Source organism: Anoxybacillus sp. FSL W8-0104 (genome assembly GCF_038004465.1).
In the GTDB taxonomy this organism is placed as follows: Bacteria; Bacillota; Bacilli; order Bacillales; family Anoxybacillaceae; genus Anoxybacillus; species Anoxybacillus flavithermus_G.
This window is the reverse complement of record NZ_JBBOQU010000001.1, coordinates 1,576,934-1,597,525: the sequence shown is the minus strand read 5'-3', so window position 1 is coordinate 1,597,525 and position 20,592 is coordinate 1,576,934. Positions and strand designations below refer to the sequence as shown.

24 protein-coding genes are annotated in these 20,592 nt (G+C 42.4%); 23 read left to right on the top strand and 1 reads right to left on the bottom strand.

Going from position 1 to position 20,592, the window contains the following annotated elements:
* Positions 1-3 precede the first annotated feature (3 nt).
* The 4 genes from qcrB to ypjB all read left to right on the top strand — a co-directional run bounded on the left by qcrB (position 4) and on the right by ypjB (position 2,938).
* The gene (gene qcrB / locus NST18_RS08405; protein ID WP_003394570.1) at positions 4-678 is read left to right on the top strand and encodes a menaquinol-cytochrome c reductase cytochrome b subunit; all 675 of its coding nucleotides are present in this window, start codon (positions 4-6) and stop codon (positions 676-678) included.
* A 25-nt stretch (positions 679-703) separates the two neighbouring features.
* A complete protein-coding gene (locus NST18_RS08400) occupies positions 704-1,471 on the top strand; it encodes a menaquinol-cytochrome c reductase cytochrome b/c subunit (RefSeq protein ID WP_004889891.1) in 768 nt (255 codons plus the stop codon).
* 57 nt (positions 1,472-1,528) lie between these two features.
* Positions 1,529-2,098: a DUF1405 domain-containing protein gene (locus tag NST18_RS08395; RefSeq protein WP_004889892.1), complete on the top strand. Its 570-nt coding sequence runs from the start codon at positions 1,529-1,531 to the stop codon at positions 2,096-2,098.
* A gap of 66 nt (positions 2,099-2,164) precedes the next feature.
* A complete protein-coding gene (gene ypjB, locus NST18_RS08390; RefSeq protein WP_004889894.1) occupies positions 2,165-2,938 on the top strand; it encodes a sporulation protein YpjB in 774 nt (257 codons plus the stop codon).
* Positions 2,939-2,960: 22 nt separating this feature from the next.
* Here ypjB and NST18_RS08385 read toward each other — a convergent pair whose 3' ends face one another.
* Positions 2,961-3,821, bottom strand: coding sequence for a YitT family protein (locus tag NST18_RS08385; RefSeq protein ID WP_035018584.1), 861 nt, complete (start codon positions 3,819-3,821; stop codon positions 2,961-2,963).
* A gap of 118 nt (positions 3,822-3,939) precedes the next feature.
* On the opposite strand from NST18_RS08385, the gene NST18_RS08380 reads away from it, so the two are divergent.
* From NST18_RS08380 to NST18_RS08290, 19 genes are all read left to right on the top strand, one after another.
* Positions 3,940-4,272, top strand: coding sequence for a nucleotide pyrophosphohydrolase (locus NST18_RS08380; protein WP_026011653.1), 333 nt, complete (start codon positions 3,940-3,942; stop codon positions 4,270-4,272).
* Positions 4,269-5,063: a 4-hydroxy-tetrahydrodipicolinate reductase gene (gene dapB, locus NST18_RS08375; RefSeq protein ID WP_004889901.1), complete on the top strand. Its 795-nt coding sequence runs from the start codon at positions 4,269-4,271 to the stop codon at positions 5,061-5,063. The genes NST18_RS08380 and dapB overlap by 4 nt, the downstream gene beginning before the upstream one ends.
* 13 nt (positions 5,064-5,076) lie before the next feature.
* A complete protein-coding gene (mgsA, locus tag NST18_RS08370; RefSeq protein WP_004889902.1) occupies positions 5,077-5,484 on the top strand; it encodes a methylglyoxal synthase in 408 nt (135 codons plus the stop codon).
* Positions 5,484-6,176: a bacillithiol biosynthesis deacetylase BshB1 gene (bshB1, locus tag NST18_RS08365; RefSeq protein ID WP_004889906.1), complete on the top strand. Its 693-nt coding sequence runs from the start codon at positions 5,484-5,486 to the stop codon at positions 6,174-6,176. The genes mgsA and bshB1 overlap by 1 nt, the downstream gene beginning before the upstream one ends.
* Complete coding sequence (gene bshA / locus NST18_RS08360) at positions 6,173-7,306, top strand: N-acetyl-alpha-D-glucosaminyl L-malate synthase BshA (RefSeq protein ID WP_004889912.1); 1,134 nt, start codon at positions 6,173-6,175, stop codon at positions 7,304-7,306. Before bshB1 ends, bshA begins: the two co-directional genes overlap by 4 nt.
* Positions 7,303-8,496 carry a CCA tRNA nucleotidyltransferase gene (locus NST18_RS08355; RefSeq protein ID WP_064214418.1) on the top strand — a complete coding sequence of 398 codons (1,194 nt, stop codon included), beginning with the start codon at positions 7,303-7,305 and terminating at the stop codon, positions 8,494-8,496. Before bshA ends, NST18_RS08355 begins: the two co-directional genes overlap by 4 nt.
* Positions 8,466-9,446: a bifunctional biotin--[acetyl-CoA-carboxylase] synthetase/biotin operon repressor gene (locus NST18_RS08350; protein ID WP_035018588.1), complete on the top strand. Its 981-nt coding sequence runs from the start codon at positions 8,466-8,468 to the stop codon at positions 9,444-9,446. The genes NST18_RS08355 and NST18_RS08350 overlap by 31 nt, the downstream gene beginning before the upstream one ends.
* A gap of 229 nt (positions 9,447-9,675) precedes the next feature.
* Entirely contained in the window at positions 9,676-10,506 is an 831-nt protein-coding gene (panB, locus tag NST18_RS08345) for a 3-methyl-2-oxobutanoate hydroxymethyltransferase (RefSeq protein ID WP_004889915.1), read from the top strand.
* Between the two features lie 29 nt (positions 10,507-10,535).
* Positions 10,536-11,357, top strand: a complete 822-nt coding sequence (gene panC / locus NST18_RS08340; RefSeq protein ID WP_241735352.1) for a pantoate--beta-alanine ligase — start codon at positions 10,536-10,538, stop codon at positions 11,355-11,357.
* A 12-nt stretch (positions 11,358-11,369) separates the two neighbouring features.
* Complete coding sequence (gene panD / locus NST18_RS08335; RefSeq protein WP_003394601.1) at positions 11,370-11,753, top strand: aspartate 1-decarboxylase; 384 nt, start codon at positions 11,370-11,372, stop codon at positions 11,751-11,753.
* A gap of 54 nt (positions 11,754-11,807) precedes the next feature.
* Complete coding sequence (gene dinG, locus NST18_RS08330; RefSeq protein WP_064214416.1) at positions 11,808-14,450, top strand: ATP-dependent DNA helicase DinG; 2,643 nt, start codon at positions 11,808-11,810, stop codon at positions 14,448-14,450.
* 34 nt (positions 14,451-14,484) lie between these two features.
* Positions 14,485-15,243: a ComEC/Rec2 family competence protein gene (locus tag NST18_RS08325; RefSeq protein WP_340721353.1), complete on the top strand. Its 759-nt coding sequence runs from the start codon at positions 14,485-14,487 to the stop codon at positions 15,241-15,243.
* A 183-nt stretch (positions 15,244-15,426) separates the two neighbouring features.
* Positions 15,427-15,597 carry a YpmA family protein gene (locus tag NST18_RS08320; RefSeq protein ID WP_006319505.1) on the top strand — a complete coding sequence of 57 codons (171 nt, stop codon included), beginning with the start codon at positions 15,427-15,429 and terminating at the stop codon, positions 15,595-15,597.
* Positions 15,598-15,609: 12 nt separating this feature from the next.
* The gene (locus NST18_RS08315; protein ID WP_230456175.1) at positions 15,610-16,092 is read left to right on the top strand and encodes a cell wall elongation regulator TseB-like domain-containing protein; all 483 of its coding nucleotides are present in this window, start codon (positions 15,610-15,612) and stop codon (positions 16,090-16,092) included.
* Positions 16,089-17,276, top strand: coding sequence for a pyridoxal phosphate-dependent aminotransferase (locus NST18_RS08310; RefSeq protein WP_004889932.1), 1,188 nt, complete (start codon positions 16,089-16,091; stop codon positions 17,274-17,276). Before NST18_RS08315 ends, NST18_RS08310 begins: the two co-directional genes overlap by 4 nt.
* A 116-nt stretch (positions 17,277-17,392) precedes the next feature.
* Positions 17,393-18,685: an asparagine--tRNA ligase gene (gene asnS, locus NST18_RS08305; protein WP_004889935.1), complete on the top strand. Its 1,293-nt coding sequence runs from the start codon at positions 17,393-17,395 to the stop codon at positions 18,683-18,685.
* Positions 18,686-18,752: 67 nt separating this feature from the next.
* A complete protein-coding gene (locus NST18_RS08300; protein WP_004889937.1) occupies positions 18,753-19,424 on the top strand; it encodes a DnaD domain-containing protein in 672 nt (223 codons plus the stop codon).
* 13 nt (positions 19,425-19,437) lie between these two features.
* On the top strand, positions 19,438-20,088 hold the full coding sequence (gene nth, locus NST18_RS08295; protein WP_004889938.1) for an endonuclease III: 651 nt from the start codon (positions 19,438-19,440) through the stop codon (positions 20,086-20,088).
* On the top strand, positions 20,089-20,580 hold the full coding sequence (locus tag NST18_RS08290; protein WP_064214413.1) for a YpoC family protein: 492 nt from the start codon (positions 20,089-20,091) through the stop codon (positions 20,578-20,580).
* The last annotated feature ends 12 nt before the right edge of the window (positions 20,581-20,592 follow it).

Here is a 20,592-nt window from a genome sequence, read left to right as displayed (position 1 = left end):
TACATGCTTAACAAGATTTACGATTGGGTTGACGAGCGGCTAGATATTACGCCTTTGTGGCGCGATATCGCAGATCATGAAGTGCCTGAGCACGTAAACCCTGCGCATCACTTTTCAGCATTTGTTTACTGCTTTGGTGGATTGACGTTTTTCGTTACAGTCATCCAAATTTTATCTGGTATGTTTTTAACGATGTATTACGTACCGGATATTAAAAACGCTTGGGAGTCTGTTTATTACTTACAAAACGAAGTGGCATTTGGACAAATCGTGCGCGGCATGCATCACTGGGGGGCAAGCCTTGTTATTGTGATGATGTTTTTACATACGTTGCGCGTATTTTTCCAAGGCGCTTATAAAAAGCCACGTGAATTAAACTGGATCGTTGGTGTGCTTATTTTTATGGTAATGATGGGTCTTGGTTTTACAGGCTATTTATTGCCTTGGGATATGAAAGCGCTCTTTGCGACAAAAGTAGGATTGCAAATTGCTGAAGCGACGCCAGTCATCGGTCCGGCGATTAAAACGTTATTGGCAGGTCATCATGAAATCGTTGGTGCTCAAACGTTAACACGCTTCTTTGCTATTCACGTATTTTTCTTGCCAGCAGCATTATTGGGATTAATGGCTGCCCATTTCTTAATGATTCGAAAACAAGGTATTTCTGGTCCGCTGTAAAATTTAGTATAAGGGAGGGAATGCTATGCATCGCGGAAAAGGGATGAAATTTGTCGGCGACTCGCGCGTGCCTGCTACGCGCAAGCCGAACATTCCGAAAGACTATTCCGAATATCCGGGGAAAACAGAGGCGTTTTGGCCAAACTTCTTATTAAAAGAATGGATGGTCGGTGCTGTCTTTTTGATCGGTTTTTTATGTTTAACTGTTGCGCATCCGTCGCCGCTTGAGCGGATTGCGGATCCGACAGATACAAGCTATATTCCGCTTCCAGACTGGTACTTTTTATTCTTATACCAGCTATTGAAGTACTCATACGCATCTGGTCCGTATACGGTTGTTGGGGCAATTATTATTCCTGGACTTGCATTCGGAGCGTTATTGCTTGCACCGTTTTTAGATCGTGGTCCGGAGCGTCGCCCATCGAAGCGTCCGGTTGCTGTCGGTATGATGTTGCTTACGCTTGCTGCAATTATTTTCTTAACATGGGAATCTGTCGTCACGCACGACTGGGAAGCAGCGGCTGAGCAAGGAAAAATTCGCGCAGAAGTAGAGATCGACAAAAATGCAGAAGGATATAAAATTTTAGAAGCAAACACATGTTTAACATGTCACGGTGAAAACTTGCAAGGCGGTCCAGCTGCACCATCGCTTGTTGGTACAGGGTTATCTCCTGAAGAAATTGCCGACATTGCGAAAAATGGTAAAGGTGGCATGCCTGCTGGCATTTTTAAAGGAACAGATGAAGAGTTGAAAAAACTTGCAGAGTTCGTTGCAGGTTTAAAAGCAGAATAATTTGTAAAAGCTGACTGAACATCAGTCAGCTTTTTTGTACATATGGGAGGTCAATATATGTTACACATACGTGATTGGTTGATGCATCGCTCTTTTCTTATACTATTATTGATCGTCAATGTCATTGGGACAATTTATGGTTACATATGGTATGGACCGCAATTATCCGAAACGCCAACGATTTTTCTTCCGTTTGTGCCTGACAGCCCAACAGCGAGTTTGTTCTTTGTTTTTGTTTTAATTGCATGGCTTCGTCATACACATTGGCCGCTAATGGAAGCGTTGGCGGTTGTCACGCTTGTGAAATACGGCATTTGGGCTGTTGTCATGAACATGCTTGTATTTATTGTGACAGGAGAACTCGGTTGGGCGGGATGGATGCTCGTTGTATCGCACGGAGCGATGGCCGTGCAAGCGTTGTTGTATGCTTCTTATTATCGGATGTCCTTCATTCATGTTGTTGTGGCAGCCATTTGGACGCTACATAACGATGTTATTGATTATGTGTTTGGGATGATGCCACAATATCGAATGTTGGCGCAATATACGCCACAAATCGGCTATTTTACATTTTGGTTAAGCATTGCTTCGATTGCGGTGGCGTACATTTTTTCACGTCGGCGATAAATCGAGGTCTATGTCTCTTTTTGCGATCATATATTCAATAGTAAGATCGTAAGGAGGGACAAGGAGATGCGCATTCGACTCATCGCGATGTTTATCATGATTTGTTTATTTCCGTATACAGTATATGCAAACGGACTTGAGTGGGACAAACTCGATCAAATTTCTGACGAAGCGCTTCAGTTAACAAAAAATGATCGCTTGCAAGAAGCGAAACAGCTATTGGAATATTTCGAAAAACAATTCGCGTTATTTCGTGAAGATATTCATTCGATGGATGTCATATATGTATTAACGGCTACGCACGAAGAAGCATTGAGAGCGGTCACAGCATCGAGTGTGCCAACGGAACAACGAATTAACCAATTGACGCAATTTCGGCTCGCTGTTGATGCCGTTCATTCGAAACATCAGCCGCTCTGGAAAGAAATGAAATACGCTGTCATGTCTGCATTTGACAAGATGAAACAAGCGATGGAGCAAGAAGACGAACAATCGTTTCAACAGGCGTTTCATCAATTTTTACAACGGTATGAACTTATTGAACCGAGCGTAAAAATTAACGCTGATCGTGAACAAGTGCAACGTGTATCTGCCCATATTTCGCTTTTAGAAGCCCCTGCTTTTCGCCAATTGCATGCAACAGAGCGGATGAAAGAGTTGCGACAAATGGAAGAAGATTTACAAGTGTTGTTTGCTGACGGAAAAAAAGAGACGACGCTTCCGTCGCTATGGTGGGTTATGACGTCCATTGGTGGCATGATTATTATGACGTTAACGTACGTTGGATGGCGAAAATATCGTGGGGAAAAAGAGGGGAAAATGGTGAGGGATAAACAATAAAAGCGTCCATCGTCGGACGCTTTTACTCATGTAACGGTTGTTTATTTTCATCTAACGTAAATCCTTCTCCATGCACATCGTGTACATCGCTAATCGCAACAAACGCATGTGGATCAACAGACGTGATGATTGATTTTAAACGTGACAATTCGTTTTTGGCAACGACGCAATATAAAACATCTCGTTCGCGTTTCGTATATGACCCTATTCCTTTTAAAATCGTAACGCCACGTTCCATTTCCGTCATAATTTTCTCGGAAATTAAATCGCTTTTTTCAGAAATAATGGTTGCCCCTTTTGCTGCATATGCCCCTTCTTGTAAAAAGTCGATGACGCGTGCCCCGACGAATACGGCGACGAGTGTATACATCCCTTCACGGTACGGTAAATACGTCAACAACGAAAGAACAATAACGCATGAGTCAAAAAGAAACATCGTTTTTCCCATACTAATGCCTTTATATTTATAGACAAGCCGCGCAATAATATCGACACCGCCCGTCGTTCCGCCGTAACGGAAAATAATACCGAGGCCGACCCCGATGAAAACGCCGGCAAACAAAGCAGCTAACGTAAGATCGTTATTGAGCGGAATGTGAAACCCGTACCGTTGAAAAATCCAAAGAAATATAGATAAACTAACCGTTCCGACAATCGTATAAACAAACGTCGTCCGCCCGAGCAACTTCCAGCCGATAAAAAAGAGCGGAATGTTCAGTACTAAGTTTGAAATGGAAGGATCGATACCGAACAAAAAGTATAAAAGAAGTGTAATCCCTGTAAAGCCGCCTTCTGCGAGTTTATTTTCCATATTAAAATGGACAAGTCCAAACGCAAAAATTGCCGATCCTAGTAAAATAAATGCGACATTTTTAAGTTTCATCGTCTTCACCTCTTGAGTATGACTGCGTTTTTTATTATAGAGGAACGTCATCATACCCGTCAAAAACATTTGTCAAACGCCCCACTTTTAGCTAACATGAATGTAAGAGGTGAGAACAATGGAAAAAACGATGCGGCAACTGCAACAAGAAGTCGACGAATACATCGGGCAGTTTAAGGAAGGATATTTCAGTCCGCTTGCCATGCTGGCCCGTTTAACAGAAGAATTAGGTGAGCTTGCTCGTGAAGTAAATCATTATTATGGTGAAAAACCGAAAAAGAAAACGGAACAAGAAAAAACGATTCAAGAAGAATTAGGCGATTTATTATTTGTACTTATATGTATGGCGAATTCGTTACATATCGATTTACAAGAAGCGCATGATGCAGTCATGCATAAATTTCAAACACGAGATCGTGATCGTTGGACGAGAAAGGAAGAGGAACGATGATTCGAATTGTCATTGCAGGACCACGTGGGAGAATGGGACGAGAAGCTGTTTCTCTCGTTCATCAAACAAAACATTTTGAGCTTGTAGCGGTTGTAGACCGGATGAACGAAGGAAAAACGTTGGCGGAACTCGATGGTTTTCCAGCCATTGAAGCTCCAATTTTTACAGATTTGGAGCGTTGCTTGCAAACAGTCCAAGCGGACGTATTGATCGATTTAACAACGCCAGAAGTTGGAAAACATCATACAGAGATTGCGTTGCAATACGGTGTTCGACCGGTCGTTGGTACGACAGGATTTACAGAAGACGATTTGGCGCGTTTAACACAAATAGCGGAAGAGAGAAAAATTGGTGCGATTATTGCACCGAACTTTGCGATTGGTGCCATTTTAATGATGAAATTTGCGCAAATGGCGGCTAAATATTTTCCGCATGTAGAAATCATTGAGCTTCATCACGATCAAAAGCTTGATGCGCCGTCTGGTACAGCGTTAAAAACAGCTCAGCTCATTCAACAAGTGCGCCCTTCTTTTACCCAAGGGCATGAAGCTGAAAAAGAAACGATGGAAGGGGCACGTGGAGCATTATATGACGGCATGCGCATTCATAGCGTTCGACTGCCGGGGCTTGTCGCGCATCAAGAAGTCATTTTTGGTGGCGATGGGCAAACATTGACGATTCGGCACGATTCGTTTAACCGTGCATCATTTATGTCCGGTGTTCGCTTTTCTGTTGAAACGGTGATGAAGTTAGAAACGCTCGTATACGGATTAGAACATTTAATTGAATAAGGGGGCGATAAACTTGAAAATTGCATTAATTGCACACGATAAAAAGAAGGAAGATATGGTTCACTTTGTTACAGCTTATCAACATATTTTAGCTGAACACGAATTATATGCAACAGGGACGACAGGGTTGCGCATTCAAGAGGCGACCGGTCTTTCTGTGCACCGTTTTCAATCTGGACCACTTGGAGGCGATCAACAAATTGGTGCGATGATTGCAAATAACGATATGGATATGGTCATTTTTTTCCGCGATCCATTAACCGCTCAACCACACGAGCCAGATGTTAGTGCCCTTATTCGTCTTTGTGACGTATATGCCATTCCATTGGCAACAAACATGGGAACAGCAGAAGTGCTTATACACGGTTTAGAACGTGGCGATTTTGCATGGCGAAATATTGTGAAGCGAGGAAAAGAATGATGCATATATTAGCATTTGGGGCTCATCCAGATGATGTCGAAATTGGCATGGGCGGAACGATTGCGAAATACGCGCAACAAGGGTATGACATCGGCATATGCGATTTGACGTTAGCAGAATTATCATCAAACGGAACGGTACATACTCGACAACAAGAAGCGAAGCGGGCAGCTGACATTCTCGGTGTTCGCACACGCATACAGCTCAAACTTCCTGATCGTGGACTTATCGTACAAAAAGAGCATATTGATCCGATCGTGACAGTCATTCGGACATATCGACCGAAAATTGTATTTGCACCGTACTGGGAAGATCGCCATCCGGATCATGGGCAATGCGCGAGATTGGTGGAAGAAGCGGTATTTTCAGCCGCCATTCGCCGTTATGGAGAACTCCCTCCTCATCGCGTACATGCCGTTTATTTTTATATGATCAACGGTTTTCATCGCCCTCATTTTGTCGTCGATATTAGTGATACAATCGACAAAAAGTTGGCGAGTTTACGCGCGTATGAAAGCCAGTTTGAACGAACGAGCGACTCAGTTGACACACCGTTAACGAACGGATATATTGAAACCGTTGAAAGCCGCGAGCGATTGTTCGGAAAAGAAGTTGGTGTTTCGTTCGCAGAAGGATTTATATCAAAAAAACCAGTGATACTTGCACATGATTTGTTAGGGGAAGAAAGATGAAACTAAAAATAGGAATCGTTTGCTATCCGTCAGTTGGCGGATCTGGAGTGGTTGCGACAGAATTAGGAAAAATGCTTGCTGAACGCGGGCATGACATTCATTTTATTTCGTCAAGCATTCCATTTCGACTAAACAAAATATATCCAAATATTTACTATCATGAGGTAACGGTCAACCCGTATTCTGTATTTCAATATCCCCCATACGACTTAGCGTTGGCGAGTAAAATTGCAGAAGTTGCGAAGCGAGAAGAGCTCGACATCATTCATGCCCACTATGCTGTTCCGCACGCTCTTTGCGCCTTTTTAGCGAAACAAATGGTTGGTGACCATTTGAAAATTGTGACGACGTTGCATGGTACAGACATTACCGTCCTCGGATACGACCCGTCATTAAGCGATTTAATTAAATTTGGCATCGAGCAATCCGATGTCGTCACAGCAGTATCGAATGCGTTAGCGGTTCAAACATATGAATTGCTTGACGTGCAAAAGCCGATTCAAACGGTATACAACTTTGTTGATGAACGTGTATACAGCAGACGACGAAACGATGAACTCCGTCGTCAATACGGTATCGCACCGCACGAAAAAGTAGTTATTCACGTGTCGAACTTTCGGAAAGTGAAGCGGGTATGCGATGTCGTTCGTACGTTTGCGCTCGTCGTCAAACAAGTACCTGCAAAATTGCTTCTTGTCGGTGATGGGCCAGAAATGACGGTCGTTTGTCGCCTTGTAAAAGAATTAAATTTATGCGATCACGTTCGTTTTCTAGGAAAGCAAGAAAATTTAGCGGAATTGTATTCCATTAGTGACGTGAAATTATTATTATCAGAAAAAGAAAGTTTCGGTCTCGTTTTACTGGAAGCGATGGCGTGTCGAGTTCCATGCGTCGGAACAGCGATCGGTGGCATTCCTGAAGTAATTGAAGATGGCAAAAACGGCTTTTTATGTGCGCTCGGTGATATAAACGATGCGACGCGTCAAACGCTTCGTTTACTGACGGATGAAACACTTCGCGAGACAATGGGGAAAAACGCATATGAAACGGTATACGAAAAATTTTATTCTGAGCGAATTGTGGCACAATATGAACATATTTATTTTCAACTTAAAGGGGAAGAACGATGAACGAACAGTTTCGGCAGGCGCTCTCTGTCATTAAAACGTTAAAACGCCATGGACATGAAGCGTATTTTGTCGGTGGTGCGGTGCGCGACTATTTATTACAAAGACCGATTGGAGACATTGATATTGCGACATCGGCCCACCCGCAAGAAGTGATGGCCATTTTTCCTAGAACGGTTCCTGTTGGTATTGCGCATGGCACAGTAATGGTCATTGAACGTGGCGTTTCATATGAAGTGACGACATTTCGAAAGGAAGGGCGGTATGAAGATTACCGAAGACCGAAAGATGTCACGTTCGTTCGTTCTCTTAACGAAGATTTGCAACGGCGCGATTTTACGATGAATGCGATCGCGATGAATGAGTACGGTGAGATCATCGATCCGTTTGGAGGAGTGGAAGCATTAAAGCAGCGCATCATTGAAACAGTTGGAGATGCTGCTGAACGCTTTAACGAGGATGCGTTGCGGATGATGCGAGCGCTTCGATTTGTCAGTCAACTCGGTTTTTCTTTATCACTGAAGACGAAACAAGCGATCATACAATACGGCCATTTATTACAACATATCGCCGTTGAGCGCATTGCTGTTGAATTTGAGAAATTGTTGCTCGGTCCATTTGTATCGAAAGCGATCGCACTTTTAGTGGAGACGAATTTATTTGCTTACTTGCCTGAGCTTGCAACAAAAAAAGAGGAGCTGATCAAGCTAAGTAGTTATTCTTTAGTACCAGTCGATCGCATTGAAGCATGGGCACGATTTGCATTTGTCGTTCACTTTCATCGTGAACAATTAAAAAATTGGAAATTGTCGAATCATCTCATTCGTGACATTTTGATTTGTTTAAAGGCGCTTGAACATATTCGCTCACTTACGGACTGGACAATCGATGCATTATACGAGTATGGACCGTACATTCCGCACATTGAACGTATACGTGCAGCTGTTTATGACGACAAACCGTCTGTTCACTCGTTATTGAAACAATGGGAAATGCTGCCGATTCGCAATCGAAAAGAGTTGGCGATCAACGGTCATGATTTGCTCGTTTTATTTAAGAAAAAAGGCGGTCCTTGGTTATCGGAAATGATTGAAAACATCGAGCGTGCCGTATTGCATCGTCAAGTAGAAAATGAGAAAGAGAAGCTAAAGGAGTGGGCGATGTGCAATCAGAAACGAGAAAACAATTGTTAAAACTATTTACAGAAGCAGGCGAAACATTTTTGTCCGGGCAAAAAATTAGCGAGCAGCTCGGTTGCTCACGAACAGCTATTTGGAAACATATCGAAGACTTAAGAAAAGAAGGATTTGAAGTTGAAGCGGTTCGCAAGCTCGGCTATCGCTTAAAAAAAATGCCAGATAAACTAAACGCTAATGAACTACAACTCGGATTAAAAACGAAACGTTTTGGCTGGAGTGTATACGATCAAGAAAGCGTGCCGTCAACACAACAATTGGCTCATCAACTTGCCCATGAAGGCGCCGAAGAAGGGACGGTTGTCATTGCGGAAGAACAAACGGCAGGAAGAGGCCGTTTAAATCGGTCATGGCATTCACCGAAAGGAACAGGAATTTGGATGAGCATCATTTTACGTCCGTCCATTCCGCTACAGCAAGCTCCTCAATTAACTCTTTTAGTGGCTGTTGCGGTCGCTCAAACGATCCAAGAGATAACAAATATCGTACCGGACATTAAATGGCCAAACGATATATTAATCAATGGTAAAAAAGTCGCTGGCATTTTAACGGAATTACAAGCCGATCCCGATCAAGTGCGAGCAGTCATCGTCGGCATCGGCATGAACGTCAATCAAAAACAGTTTCCAAACGATATTGCTCCAATTGCGACATCACTCGCGATTGAAACGGGACGAACGTTCCATCGGCCGAAAATTGTTCAAACGTTATTGCAAAAATTAGAACAGTTATACGAACAATATTTACAACATGGTTTTTTACCGATTAAACTGTTGTGGGAAGGCTATTCGGTAACGATCGGTCAACAAATTGTAGCGCGTACATTAAATGGAGCCATTCGTGGTGTAGCACTTGGCATTACAGATTCGGGCACGTTAAAAGTGCAAACAGAAGACGGAGCCGTTCATTACATTTATTCTGCAGATATTGAAATAAAAAAACAGTAGGAAAATTCCGAAATATTTGTTAAAATGAAAGCGGTTGATATTGGGCAGTATCTTTGTAAGAACTGCACCACGCGCGCATGCATACGACGTATTTATGATCATTTCTGCCTTGATCCGATGAAACGGACGGGGACAGAGGGATGGAGTAGAACAAAAGTCCTTCTTTCTCATTTTGGCAGAAAGAAGGCTTTTTTTATCCATTTCCTCTGCATATGAGAGGAGGATATTAATGAAAACAAAATTAGATTTTCTCAACATGAAAAAAAATCATGAGCCAATCGTTATGCTGACAGCTTACGATTACCCGTCAGCAAAACTAGCTGAGGCGGCCGGTGTTGACATGATTTTAGTTGGCGATTCACTCGGCATGGTCGTATTAGGATACGACTCAACGATTCCTGTGACGGTTGCAGATATGATTCATCATACGAAAGCCGTTCGCCGTGGCGCGCCACATACGTTTATCGTGACAGATATGCCTTTTATGTCTTACAGTACGGTGAACGATGCGTTACAACATGCAAAAGCGATCATGCAACAATCAGGGGCTAATGCTGTCAAAGTGGAAGGAGCAGGTCCTGTATTGCAAGTCATTTCTTCTTTAACACAATCAGGTGTACCTGTTGTTGCTCACCTCGGCTTAACGCCACAATCGGTCGGGGTGTTAGGTGGATATAAAGTACAAGGAAAAGATGCTGAAAGTGCTCGACGTCTTCTAGAGGAAGCAAAAGCGTGCGAGCAAGCGGGGGCGATCGCGCTCGTTTTAGAATGTGTGCCGAAGCAACTTGGCGAAGCGATTACGAAACAACTAGCCATCCCGACAATTGGTATTGGAGCGGGAGTTGGTACGGATGGACAAGTGCTTGTTTATCACGATGTACTCGGATATGGTGTAGAACGTGTACCGAAATTTGTTAAACAATATGCGAACGTTCAGCAAACGATGCAGCAAGCGCTAGCCGAGTATGTGGCTGACGTCAAAACACGTCAATTCCCGAGCGATGGGCAATCATTTATGATGAACGAACAACAATGGCTAGCGTTATACGGAGGGAAGTAATTGTGATTACAATCGAAAAAATCGAACAGATGCAAGACTGTATAATGGCTGAGCGTCAAAAAGGAAAAACGATCGGTTTTGTGCCAACGATGGGATACTTGCATGAAGGTCATGTGGCGTTGTTGGAACGGGCACGCAAGGAAAATGACATCGTCGTTTTAAGCATTTTTGTTAACCCACTTCAATTTGGACCAAACGAAGATTTCGACCGTTATCCACGTGATTTTGAGCGCGATTATAAAATGGCTGAACGAGCAGGTGTGGACATTATATTTTATCCTTCTGTGCCAGAAATGTATCCGCATGAACCGTCGGTCACAGTGAAAGTGCATGAACGAGTGGATGTGCTTTGTGGAAAGTCTCGCCCTGGTCATTTTGACGGTGTCGCAACGGTGGTGACGAAGCTGTTTCATATCGTCATGCCACATCGCGCATATTTCGGGCTGAAAGATGCGCAACAAGTGGCGGTCATCGACGGACTTATCCGCGATTTCCATTTTCCGATCGAACTCGTTGCTGTTCCGACAGTACGTGAAGACGATGGCCTTGCAAAAAGCTCACGCAACGTGTATTTAAGCGAGCAAGAACGGCAAGAAGCTCCGGCGTTATATGCTGCTTTACAAAAAGGAAAAACGCTCATTGAAGCAGGAGAACGTGACGTGGAGACCGTACGAAAAGCGATTGTGCACCATATTGAGCAACATACAACCGGTGTCATCGATTACGTTGAAGTTTATTCGTATCCAGAGTTAAAGCCACTCGAGACGTTACAAGGAAAGATCATCCTTGCGCTCGCTGTGCGGTTTACAAATGCGCGTTTGATTGATAATATCGTTATGAACGTACAATAAGGGGGAAACACCATGTTTCGCACATTAATGAACGCTAAAATTCATCGTGCTCGCGTGACGGAAGCCAATTTAAACTATGTCGGTAGCATTACAATTGATGAAGATATTTTAGATGCTGTTGGCATGGTGCCAAATGAAAAGGTGCAAATTGTAAATAATAACAACGGAGCACGATTTGAAACGTATATTATTCCTGGTGAAAGAGGAAGCGGTGTGTTTTGTTTAAACGGAGCAGCAGCCCGTCTCGTGCAAAAAGATGATATTATCATCGTCATTTCATATGTACTCGTACCAGAAGAAAAATTAGCATCACACCGTCCGAAAATTGCGATTATGGACGAGCATAACCGCATTAAAGAACTCATTGTCCAAGAGCCGGCGGCGACCGTTTTATAACGGGCGCCATGCCGCCTCTTTTTATTTGTCACATACATGCGAGGTGGAAAATAGATGAATGATCGCTTTGTCGTCGTCGATATTGAAACGACAGGAAATGCCCCGAAAAAAGAAGATCGCATCATCCAAATCGGTTTTGTCGTCATCGAGGGCGGCAAAGTTAGTGAACGTTTTTCAACATTTGTTCAGCCAGAGCGGGATATCCCGCTGTTTATTCAACAACTAACAGGTATTGATCATGCGATGGTGCATGATGCTCCGCCGTTCCAACATATCGCTGCGATGCTTGTTGAACAATGGGAAGGAGCTTATTTTGTCGCGCATAACGTTCAGTTCGACTGGGCATTTTTACAAGAGGAATTTATTCGTAGCGGAATACAACCACCGACATGTCGGCTTTTAGATACGGTAGAACTCGCTCGTTTTCTTATGCCAACACAATCAAGCTATAAACTGAATCACTTAGCCGAAGCGTTGTCGCTTGCGCATGATCGCCCGCACCAAGCAGATTACGACGCAGAAGCAACGGCGCAACTGCTTCTTTTTTTACTGCACAAGCTATCCCGTTTACCGCTTGTGACATTAAAACAATTACGCCGCCATAGTCAACCGTTAAAAAGCGATTTGACCGCTCTGTTAGATAAATTCATTTCCAAAAAAGAACGCTCGCTTCAAACGAATGAATCCATCGTTGAATATGAAGGCGTTGCTTTAAAGGCGTGGAATTCGCCAAAACGAGTTGATCGTCCTGAACATCTTCCATCTTTTTCACAATGGTTTGCGACAAATCCATTTGTGGCGCCGTTTGAATATCGAGAAGGACAAAAACAAATGATGGACGACGTTAACTATGCGCTACAAACGTGCCAACATGCGTTAATTGAAGCGGGAACGGGCGTCGGAAAGACGATGGCGTACTTGCTCCCGGCCGTCTTTTATGCGGTGAAGCAACAGCAACCAATCGTCGTTAGCACCTATACGCTCCAGCTACAAAAACAAATGATTGAAAAAGAGTTGCCGCGAGTTGCACAGCTCGCCCCTTTCCCATTTACGACCGCTGTTTTAAAAGGAAAGCGAAACTATATGAGCGTGCGAAAATTTGCTCGCACGTTAAAACGTATCGATACAAATTACGATATTGCGTTAACGAAATGTCAATTGCTTGTTTGGTTAACAGAAACTGAGACAGGGGATGTTGATGAACTAAACTTAACGGCAGGTGGCGCGCTATTTTGGGAAGATGTACATAGCGATGATACGAATGAAGAATACGATTTTTTCGTTCGCGCGAAAGAAAAAGCGAAACATGCACATGTTATTATTACAAACCATTCATTTGTTATGCACGATTTAACAGCGGATGAAAAATTTTTGCCACCGTATGAACAACTCATTATTGATGAAGCGCATCATTTAGAAGATGTAGCTGCTCACTTTTTCGGAAGGCACGTTTCATACGAATACATTCGTTTATTGTGGACACGAATGAACGACATCGCTATGATACACAAAATGGGGGCGCTTCGCTCGCTTTTAGGGGATCTTGAATACGAACTCAATCAACTATTTCAATCTCTGCGTCATTATGTGTTGCGTCGTCAAAAAGGAGATGGACGTATGCGTTACCGTTTCGTCCCGTGGAAAGAATACGGAAAAGAGTGGAGCGGAACGATCGAGTTGCTTATGCGCATAATGAATGACGTGCAACAGTTATCACAAATGATAAACGATATTCCAAAAGAAGATGTGAAGCCTTTTACGACGTTTATTGATACTTTATGTACGTTGCAACATTTGTTAACGAGCGATGATGATGATATTGTTCGTTGGCTCGAAGTAGATGCAAAAGCTGCAGTGAATGCAGTCACAGTTATTTCACAACCGCTCGATTTAGCTCATTTTTTTGCTGATCAATTATTTTCACGGAAGCGGAGCGTCATTTTAACTTCGGCTACGTTAACGACAAATGCTCGTTTTTCATTTATCATTTCGCGTCTTGGTCTTGACGATTTTTATCCATTCACACGCATCATTCCGTCTCCGTTTTCGTATGAAAAACAAGCTGCCCTTATGGTGCCAACAGACTTACCGACGTTTCCTTCGGTTACAGTTGAGCAATATGCGGAGCATGCAGCCCAACAAGTGATACGCATCGCCCGACATACAAGGGGACGAATGCTCGTATTATTCACATCGTATGAATTGTTAAAACAAACGTATGTGTATGCGAAACAATTTAACGATGATCAGTTTGTATTGCTTGCTCAAGGAGTGAGCGGAGGCAACGCAGCGAAATTAACACGCCATTTTCAACAGTTTGAGCAAGCGATTTTATTTGGCACAAGTAGTTTTTGGGAAGGAATCGACCTTCCAGGAAGCGAAGTGACATGCGTTGTCATTGTTCGATTGCCGTTTGCGCCGCCAGATGATCCGGTCATGGAAGCGAAAAGCGATTATATTCGCGCAAAAGGAGGCAATCCATTTTACGATTTATCGTTGCCGCAAGCAATTTTACGCTTTAAGCAAGGATTTGGACGATTAATTCGGACAAAAGAAGATCGTGGAATCATTTTCGTCCTCGACCAACGATTGTTAACAGCATCATATAGCAAATATTTTTTACAGTCGTTGCCACCTATTCGGGTATATCATGCGCCGCTTTTGGAGCTTTTACAACATGTAAACGAATGGCTATAAAATTCCCTTCATCGGTAAAAGATAAAAGATGTAGATGAAGGGAGTGGACGTTTTGCAATGGGTGTTATTATTTTTGATATGCAATAGTTTAATGCATCCTTCAACATCAGCGGGGCATATTCAAAAAATTGATATGATGCTCGAAGAAGAAGAAATGGCGATTATTTTTTTGCCGCTTAGTGATGGGGAAGCGACGTTATTCAAACACGCAAGCGGAAAAACGGTATTGTTAAATACAGGGGCTCCGCATACAGAACGCGAACTAAAAAGATGGTTTGAACATTTCCATATTACCGAAATCGACGAACTTTTGTTAACGAGCGATGATCGGGAATATATCGGCAATGTGAAATGGATTGAACAAACGTACGGTCCGAAAGTGGTGAGCGAATGGAAAGAACAAAAGGTGTATGAACCGTTTCCCCATTTTCGGATGCAGCCGCTCTATATTGACAATGGAGATGTAACAATGTCGATTCAGTACGGGCGTCTTCGCCTTTTATATATGGCGCATGCGAGCGACGATGTGGAACAAAAGTTGATGACGATGTCGCTTAGTGATGTAAACATATTAAAAATTGCTCATTTCGGCGTCAATGATTACCCGCGTACATCGTTTTTAAAACATGTCGATCCACAAGTAGCAATCATTTTTAAGAAACATGGCAGCTGGACGAATGAACGGTTGCTTGAGCGGCTGTACGCTGCCTGGATTGATTGTTATGAGACAAATCGTTTTGGCGTCATTGTAGTGAAATGCAACTTAGAGGAATACGACGTCATGACATTTTAAAAAAGGGCCAGCGTTCGGCCCGCGGTGTGTACGATAGGATTTTTTTTAATTCAAATTGACTAATGTAGGAAATTGTTGCTACAATGAAGATGTTTATACACCGAAATTGGTGTGTAATTGTATTGTTTCCGTTCGCAATAAACGATATAAGTAACAAAATTTGTGCACATGGAGGATCGGGTCGTGGAAAGTAAAATCGAAGTATTAGCAACTGTAAAAGTTGAATACTCATCAGACTTATATAAAATTGTTGATTGTTTAAACCGGACGTTAAAAGAAAAAGACTTAATGTTTGGACTAGCGCTTGATGAAGAAAATAAAGAAAAGGCTGTATTTACGATTTATCGAACGTAAGAAGGGATGAAAATGAAGAAGGTTTTGATTGCCTTCGTATGCTTGTTGTTTACGGCGTTATTTCTATATATCGACGCATATAGTGATGCGGTATCATCTAAAAACGAAAGTGAACAACGTGCGATGAAACAGGCAGAGAAAAAAGGGATCATCCATATCGATGACGTATATACGTACCGAGGTAGTGAGGTATACGTGATCGTCATAGGAAAAAATGATGAAGGTGAACAAATGATTGCGTGGGTGACAGAAAAAGGGGAAATTATCGATGTTCGAAAGGCTTCGGAAGGTATTACGAAACAACAAGCGCAATCGTCCATTAAAACGTATCATCCGAAAGAAGTCGTATCAGTAAAATTAGGAATGGAAAAAGGGATCCCGCTATGGGAAATTACATATATTGACGAACGAGACCGTTATTCGTTTTATTACGTTCGTTTTGAAGACGGGGCCTTTTTGAAAAGATATCATTTTGCGAGGGGGAAGGATTCATGAAGTTAGCGAAGCGCGTCGCATCATTAACGCCATCATCAACGCTTGCTATTACAGCGAAAGCGAAAGAATTAAAAGCAGCAGGGCATGATGTCATCGGACTTGGTGCAGGTGAACCGGATTTTAATACACCTCAACATATTATGGAAGCAGCTGTAAAAGCGATGTACGATGGACATACAAAATACACGCCATCTGACGGATTGGCGACATTAAAACAAGAGATTATAAAAAAATTTCAACGTGATCAACAACTTGACTATAAACCGTCAGAAATTATTGTATGTGTTGGAGCGAAACATGCGCTTTATACGCTATTTCAAGTCATTTTAGACGAAGGTGATGAAGTCATTATTCCAACGCCATATTGGGTGAGTTATCCTGAACAAGTGAAACTAGCGGGCGGAGTGCCTGTTTATGTCGAAGGGCTTGAAGAAAATGAGTTTAAAATTACACCGCAACAATTAGAACAGGCGATGACAGATCGCACAAAAGCGGTCATTATTAACTCACCAAGCAACCCAACAGGCGTCATTTATACGAAAGAAGAGATACAAGCGCTCGGTGAAGTATGCTTAGCTCACGATGTGCTTATTGTGTCGGATGAAATTTATGAAAAACTAATATACGGTGGACATGAACACATTTCGATTGCCCAGCTTTCACCTGATCTAAAAAAACAAACGATCATTATTAACGGGGTATCTAAATCGCATTCGATGACGGGATGGCGCATTGGTTACGCAGCAGGAGATGCCGAGATTATCGGCGCTATGACCGATTTGGCAAGCCATAGCACATCGAATCCAACATCGATTGCTCAATACGCTGCAATTGCTGCATATAGCGGGCCACAAGAGCCAGTTGAACAAATGCGTCAAGCGTTTGAACAACGTTTAAATATTATTTACGAGCGTTTAATTCAAATTCCAGGGTTTTCATGCGTGAAACCACAAGGTGCATTTTATTTGTTCCCAAACGCAAAAGAAGCGGCAACAATGACTGGATACGAACATGTCGATGCGTTTGTCGAAGCGTTGCTTGAAGAAGCGAAAGTCGCACTCGTTCCAGGTTCAGGATTTGGTGCGCCAAACAATGTGCGTTTATCCTATGCAACATCGCTTGATTCACTTCATGAGGCTCTCAATCGTATCGAAACATTTATAAATGAAAAAACGCGTGGCTAGTCGATATGGCTAGCCTTTTCTTTCATGGGTGAAAACGATCATCTTGCGTTTTTTTGTCGAAATGTATTAATATTGATGATGTACATAATAGTTGAACGTCTTTGGAGGGACTTTTTGTGAAAACGACAATTGCAGAAGTACATAAATATGTAGGACAAGAATTAACAATTGGTGCTTGGCTTGCGAACAAACGGTCGAGCGGAAAAATCGCTTTTTTACAATTGCGTGATGGCACAGGCTTTATTCAAGGAGTCGTGGAAAAAGCGCAAGTGAGCGAAGGTGTATTTCAGGCGGCAAAAAGCATCACGCAAGAAAGTTCACTCTATGTCACAGGTGTAGTGCGTGAAGATGCACGTTCTCCATTTGGATACGAGCTTTCCGTCACAAATATTGAACTTATTCATATGGCTGTTGATTATCCAATTACACCAAAAGAGCATGGGATCGAATTTCTAATGGACCATCGCCATTTATGGCTTCGCTCGAAACGTCAACATGCCATTATGAAAATTCGTAACGAAGTCATTCGTGCGACGTATGAATTTTTTAATGAAAATGGCTTCGTGAAAGTTGATCCGCCGATTTTAACGGGAAGTGCACCGGAAGGAACGACGGAATTGTTCCGCACGAAATATTTTGATGAAGATGCATACCTTTCTCAAAGCGGACAGCTATATATGGAAGCAGCAGCGATGGCGCTTGGCAAAGTATTTTCATTCGGTCCAACGTTTCGTGCTGAAAAATCAAAAACGCGCCGCCATTTAATTGAGTTTTGGATGATTGAGCCGGAAATGGCGTTTTATCAATTTGAAGATAACTTACAAGTACAAGAACAATACGTATCCCATATTGTGCAATCGGTATTAAAAAATTGTCAGCTCGAGCTGAAAACGCTTGGTCGTGATACGTCTAAGCTAGAAAATGTCAAGCCGCCATTTGCGCGCATTACGTATGATGAAGCGATTCAGCTTCTTCATGAGAAAGGATTTGACGACATTCAATGGGGCGATGATTTTGGCGCTCCGCATGAAACTGCCATTGCGGAAAGCTTCGATAAGCCAGTATTTATTACGCATTATCCAACGACATTAAAGCCGTTTTATATGCAGCCAGATCCAAATCGCCCAGAAGTTGTTCTTTGTGCGGATTTAATCGCTCCAGAAGGATATGGTGAAATTATTGGCGGTTCAGAGCGTATTCACGACTATGATTTATTAAAACAACGGTTAGAAGAACATCAGTTATCGCTCGATGCGTATAAATGGTATTTAGAACTTCGTCAATACGGCTCTGTGCCACATTCGGGTTTCGGACTAGGACTTGAACGAACAATTGCTTGGATTTGTGGCGTTGAACATGTTCGTGAAACGATTCCGTTTCCGCGTTTACTCAATCGTTTATACCCATAATGATGAAATCCCCCGTGCTCACATGGGGGATTTGTTTTATGATATAATAGGGCGTGAGGTGTTTGACATGGATAATGAAATGATTCGTTTTTTTCGTGAAGGAAGTGTGGCAATTCCAAGGTTATTGTTAACGAGCTATAAAACGCTTGGGTTAAATGAAACAGAGTTTATGTTACTGTTACACATTCATTCGTTTCTTGAACAAGGCATTTCATTTCCAACCCCAGATGAAATCGCTGCACGCATGACCATTTCATCTGAAATGTGCATGCAACAATTGCGAAAGCTTGTGCAAAAAGGATTTTTAGCTATTGAAGAACGAATGGATGATAACATTCGTAGTGAATGCTATTCACTCGATCCGCTTTGGGAAAAACTTATTCGTGCTGTTTTTCAAGAACAAAAACAAGAAGAAGAGCAAGAAGAACAATTGTATACCGTTTTTGAACATGAATTTGGCCGTCCGCTTTCCCCGATGGAATGCGAGACGTTAGCGATGTGGATGGATCAAGATGAACACGATCCGATCATCATTAAAGCGGCGTTACGTGAAGCTGTACTATCAGGAAAACTAAATTTCCGTTACATTGATCGCATTTTATTCGAATGGAAAAAGAACGGAATTAAAACGATCGAACAAGCGCAACAACATGCGAAAAAGTTTCGAAAAAACCAGTTGAAACAAGATCAACCGTATAAACCAACCGTTCCGATTTATAATTGGCTTGAACAGTCGTAGAAAGGATGGTTACATGTTAACGAAGCAGCAAATTCGCTACTGTTTAGATGAAATTGCAAACATGTTCCCAAACGCGCATTGTGAGCTCGTTCACCGCAATCCGTTTGAACTATTAATTGCTGTTGTATTATCGGCGCAATGTACTGATGCGCTCGTTAATAAGGTGACGAAGCAACTATTTGAAAAATATAAAACACCAGAAGATTACGTCTCTGTTCCGCTAGAAGAGCTTCAACAAGATATACGTTCGATCGGACTATATCGGAATAAAGCGAAAAATATTCAACAACTATGTCGTATATTAATTGAACAATATAACGGAGAAGTGCCAAAAAATCGTGATGAATTAATGAAGCTTCCAGGCGTCGGACGGAAAACAGCGAACGTCGTCGTATCGGTTGCATTCGGTGTTCCCGCGATTGCTGTTGATACGCATGTCGAACGTGTCAGCAAACGACTTGGCATTTGTCGTTGGAAGGATTCTGTGCTAGAAGTAGAAGAAACGCTAATGAAAAAAATTCCGAAAGAAGAATGGTCGGTGACCCATCATCGCCTTATTTTTTTTGGGCGCTATCATTGTAAAGCGCAATCACCAAAATGTGACGTTTGTCCATTACTTCATCTTTGTCGTGAAGGAAAAAAACGGATGAAAGGAAAGATGTAAATGATCGTTCCAAAAACGTTTCAACATCCGCTCTTTTTTTCGGCCGATTTCATTGATACCCATACGTTTCAACCGTTCCCGATGATGATGAAGCATGTGCCATTTTATTACGATATAACGCAAAAAGAAGAGCCTTGGCAACAAAAAGAATGCGCGCTTCCTGCCATATTTCAACTTTGGGAAGAAGAAAAGCGTGAACTCGCCCCGTTATTTGCAGCGCGTCAAGCGAACAAAGCAAAAGAGGGGATCGTTCGGGGAATAAGCTACTTTTTATGTGCGTTACATTGGCTTAATGAACGAGCAGTGAGCAACGTATACGAATGGGAAAAGGAAGTTCAGTCGCTCCCGCTTCGTCCGTTAAATGTTGTGGATCGACTTTCGTTTATTTTCGTCCGTCCTACTCTTCACCATTCTTTTGTGCAATTAGATGAACTATTTACCGAACTCATGAAGCTATTTTATAAACAAATGGCTCAACAAAAAAGAGACTGAGGATGCACTCAG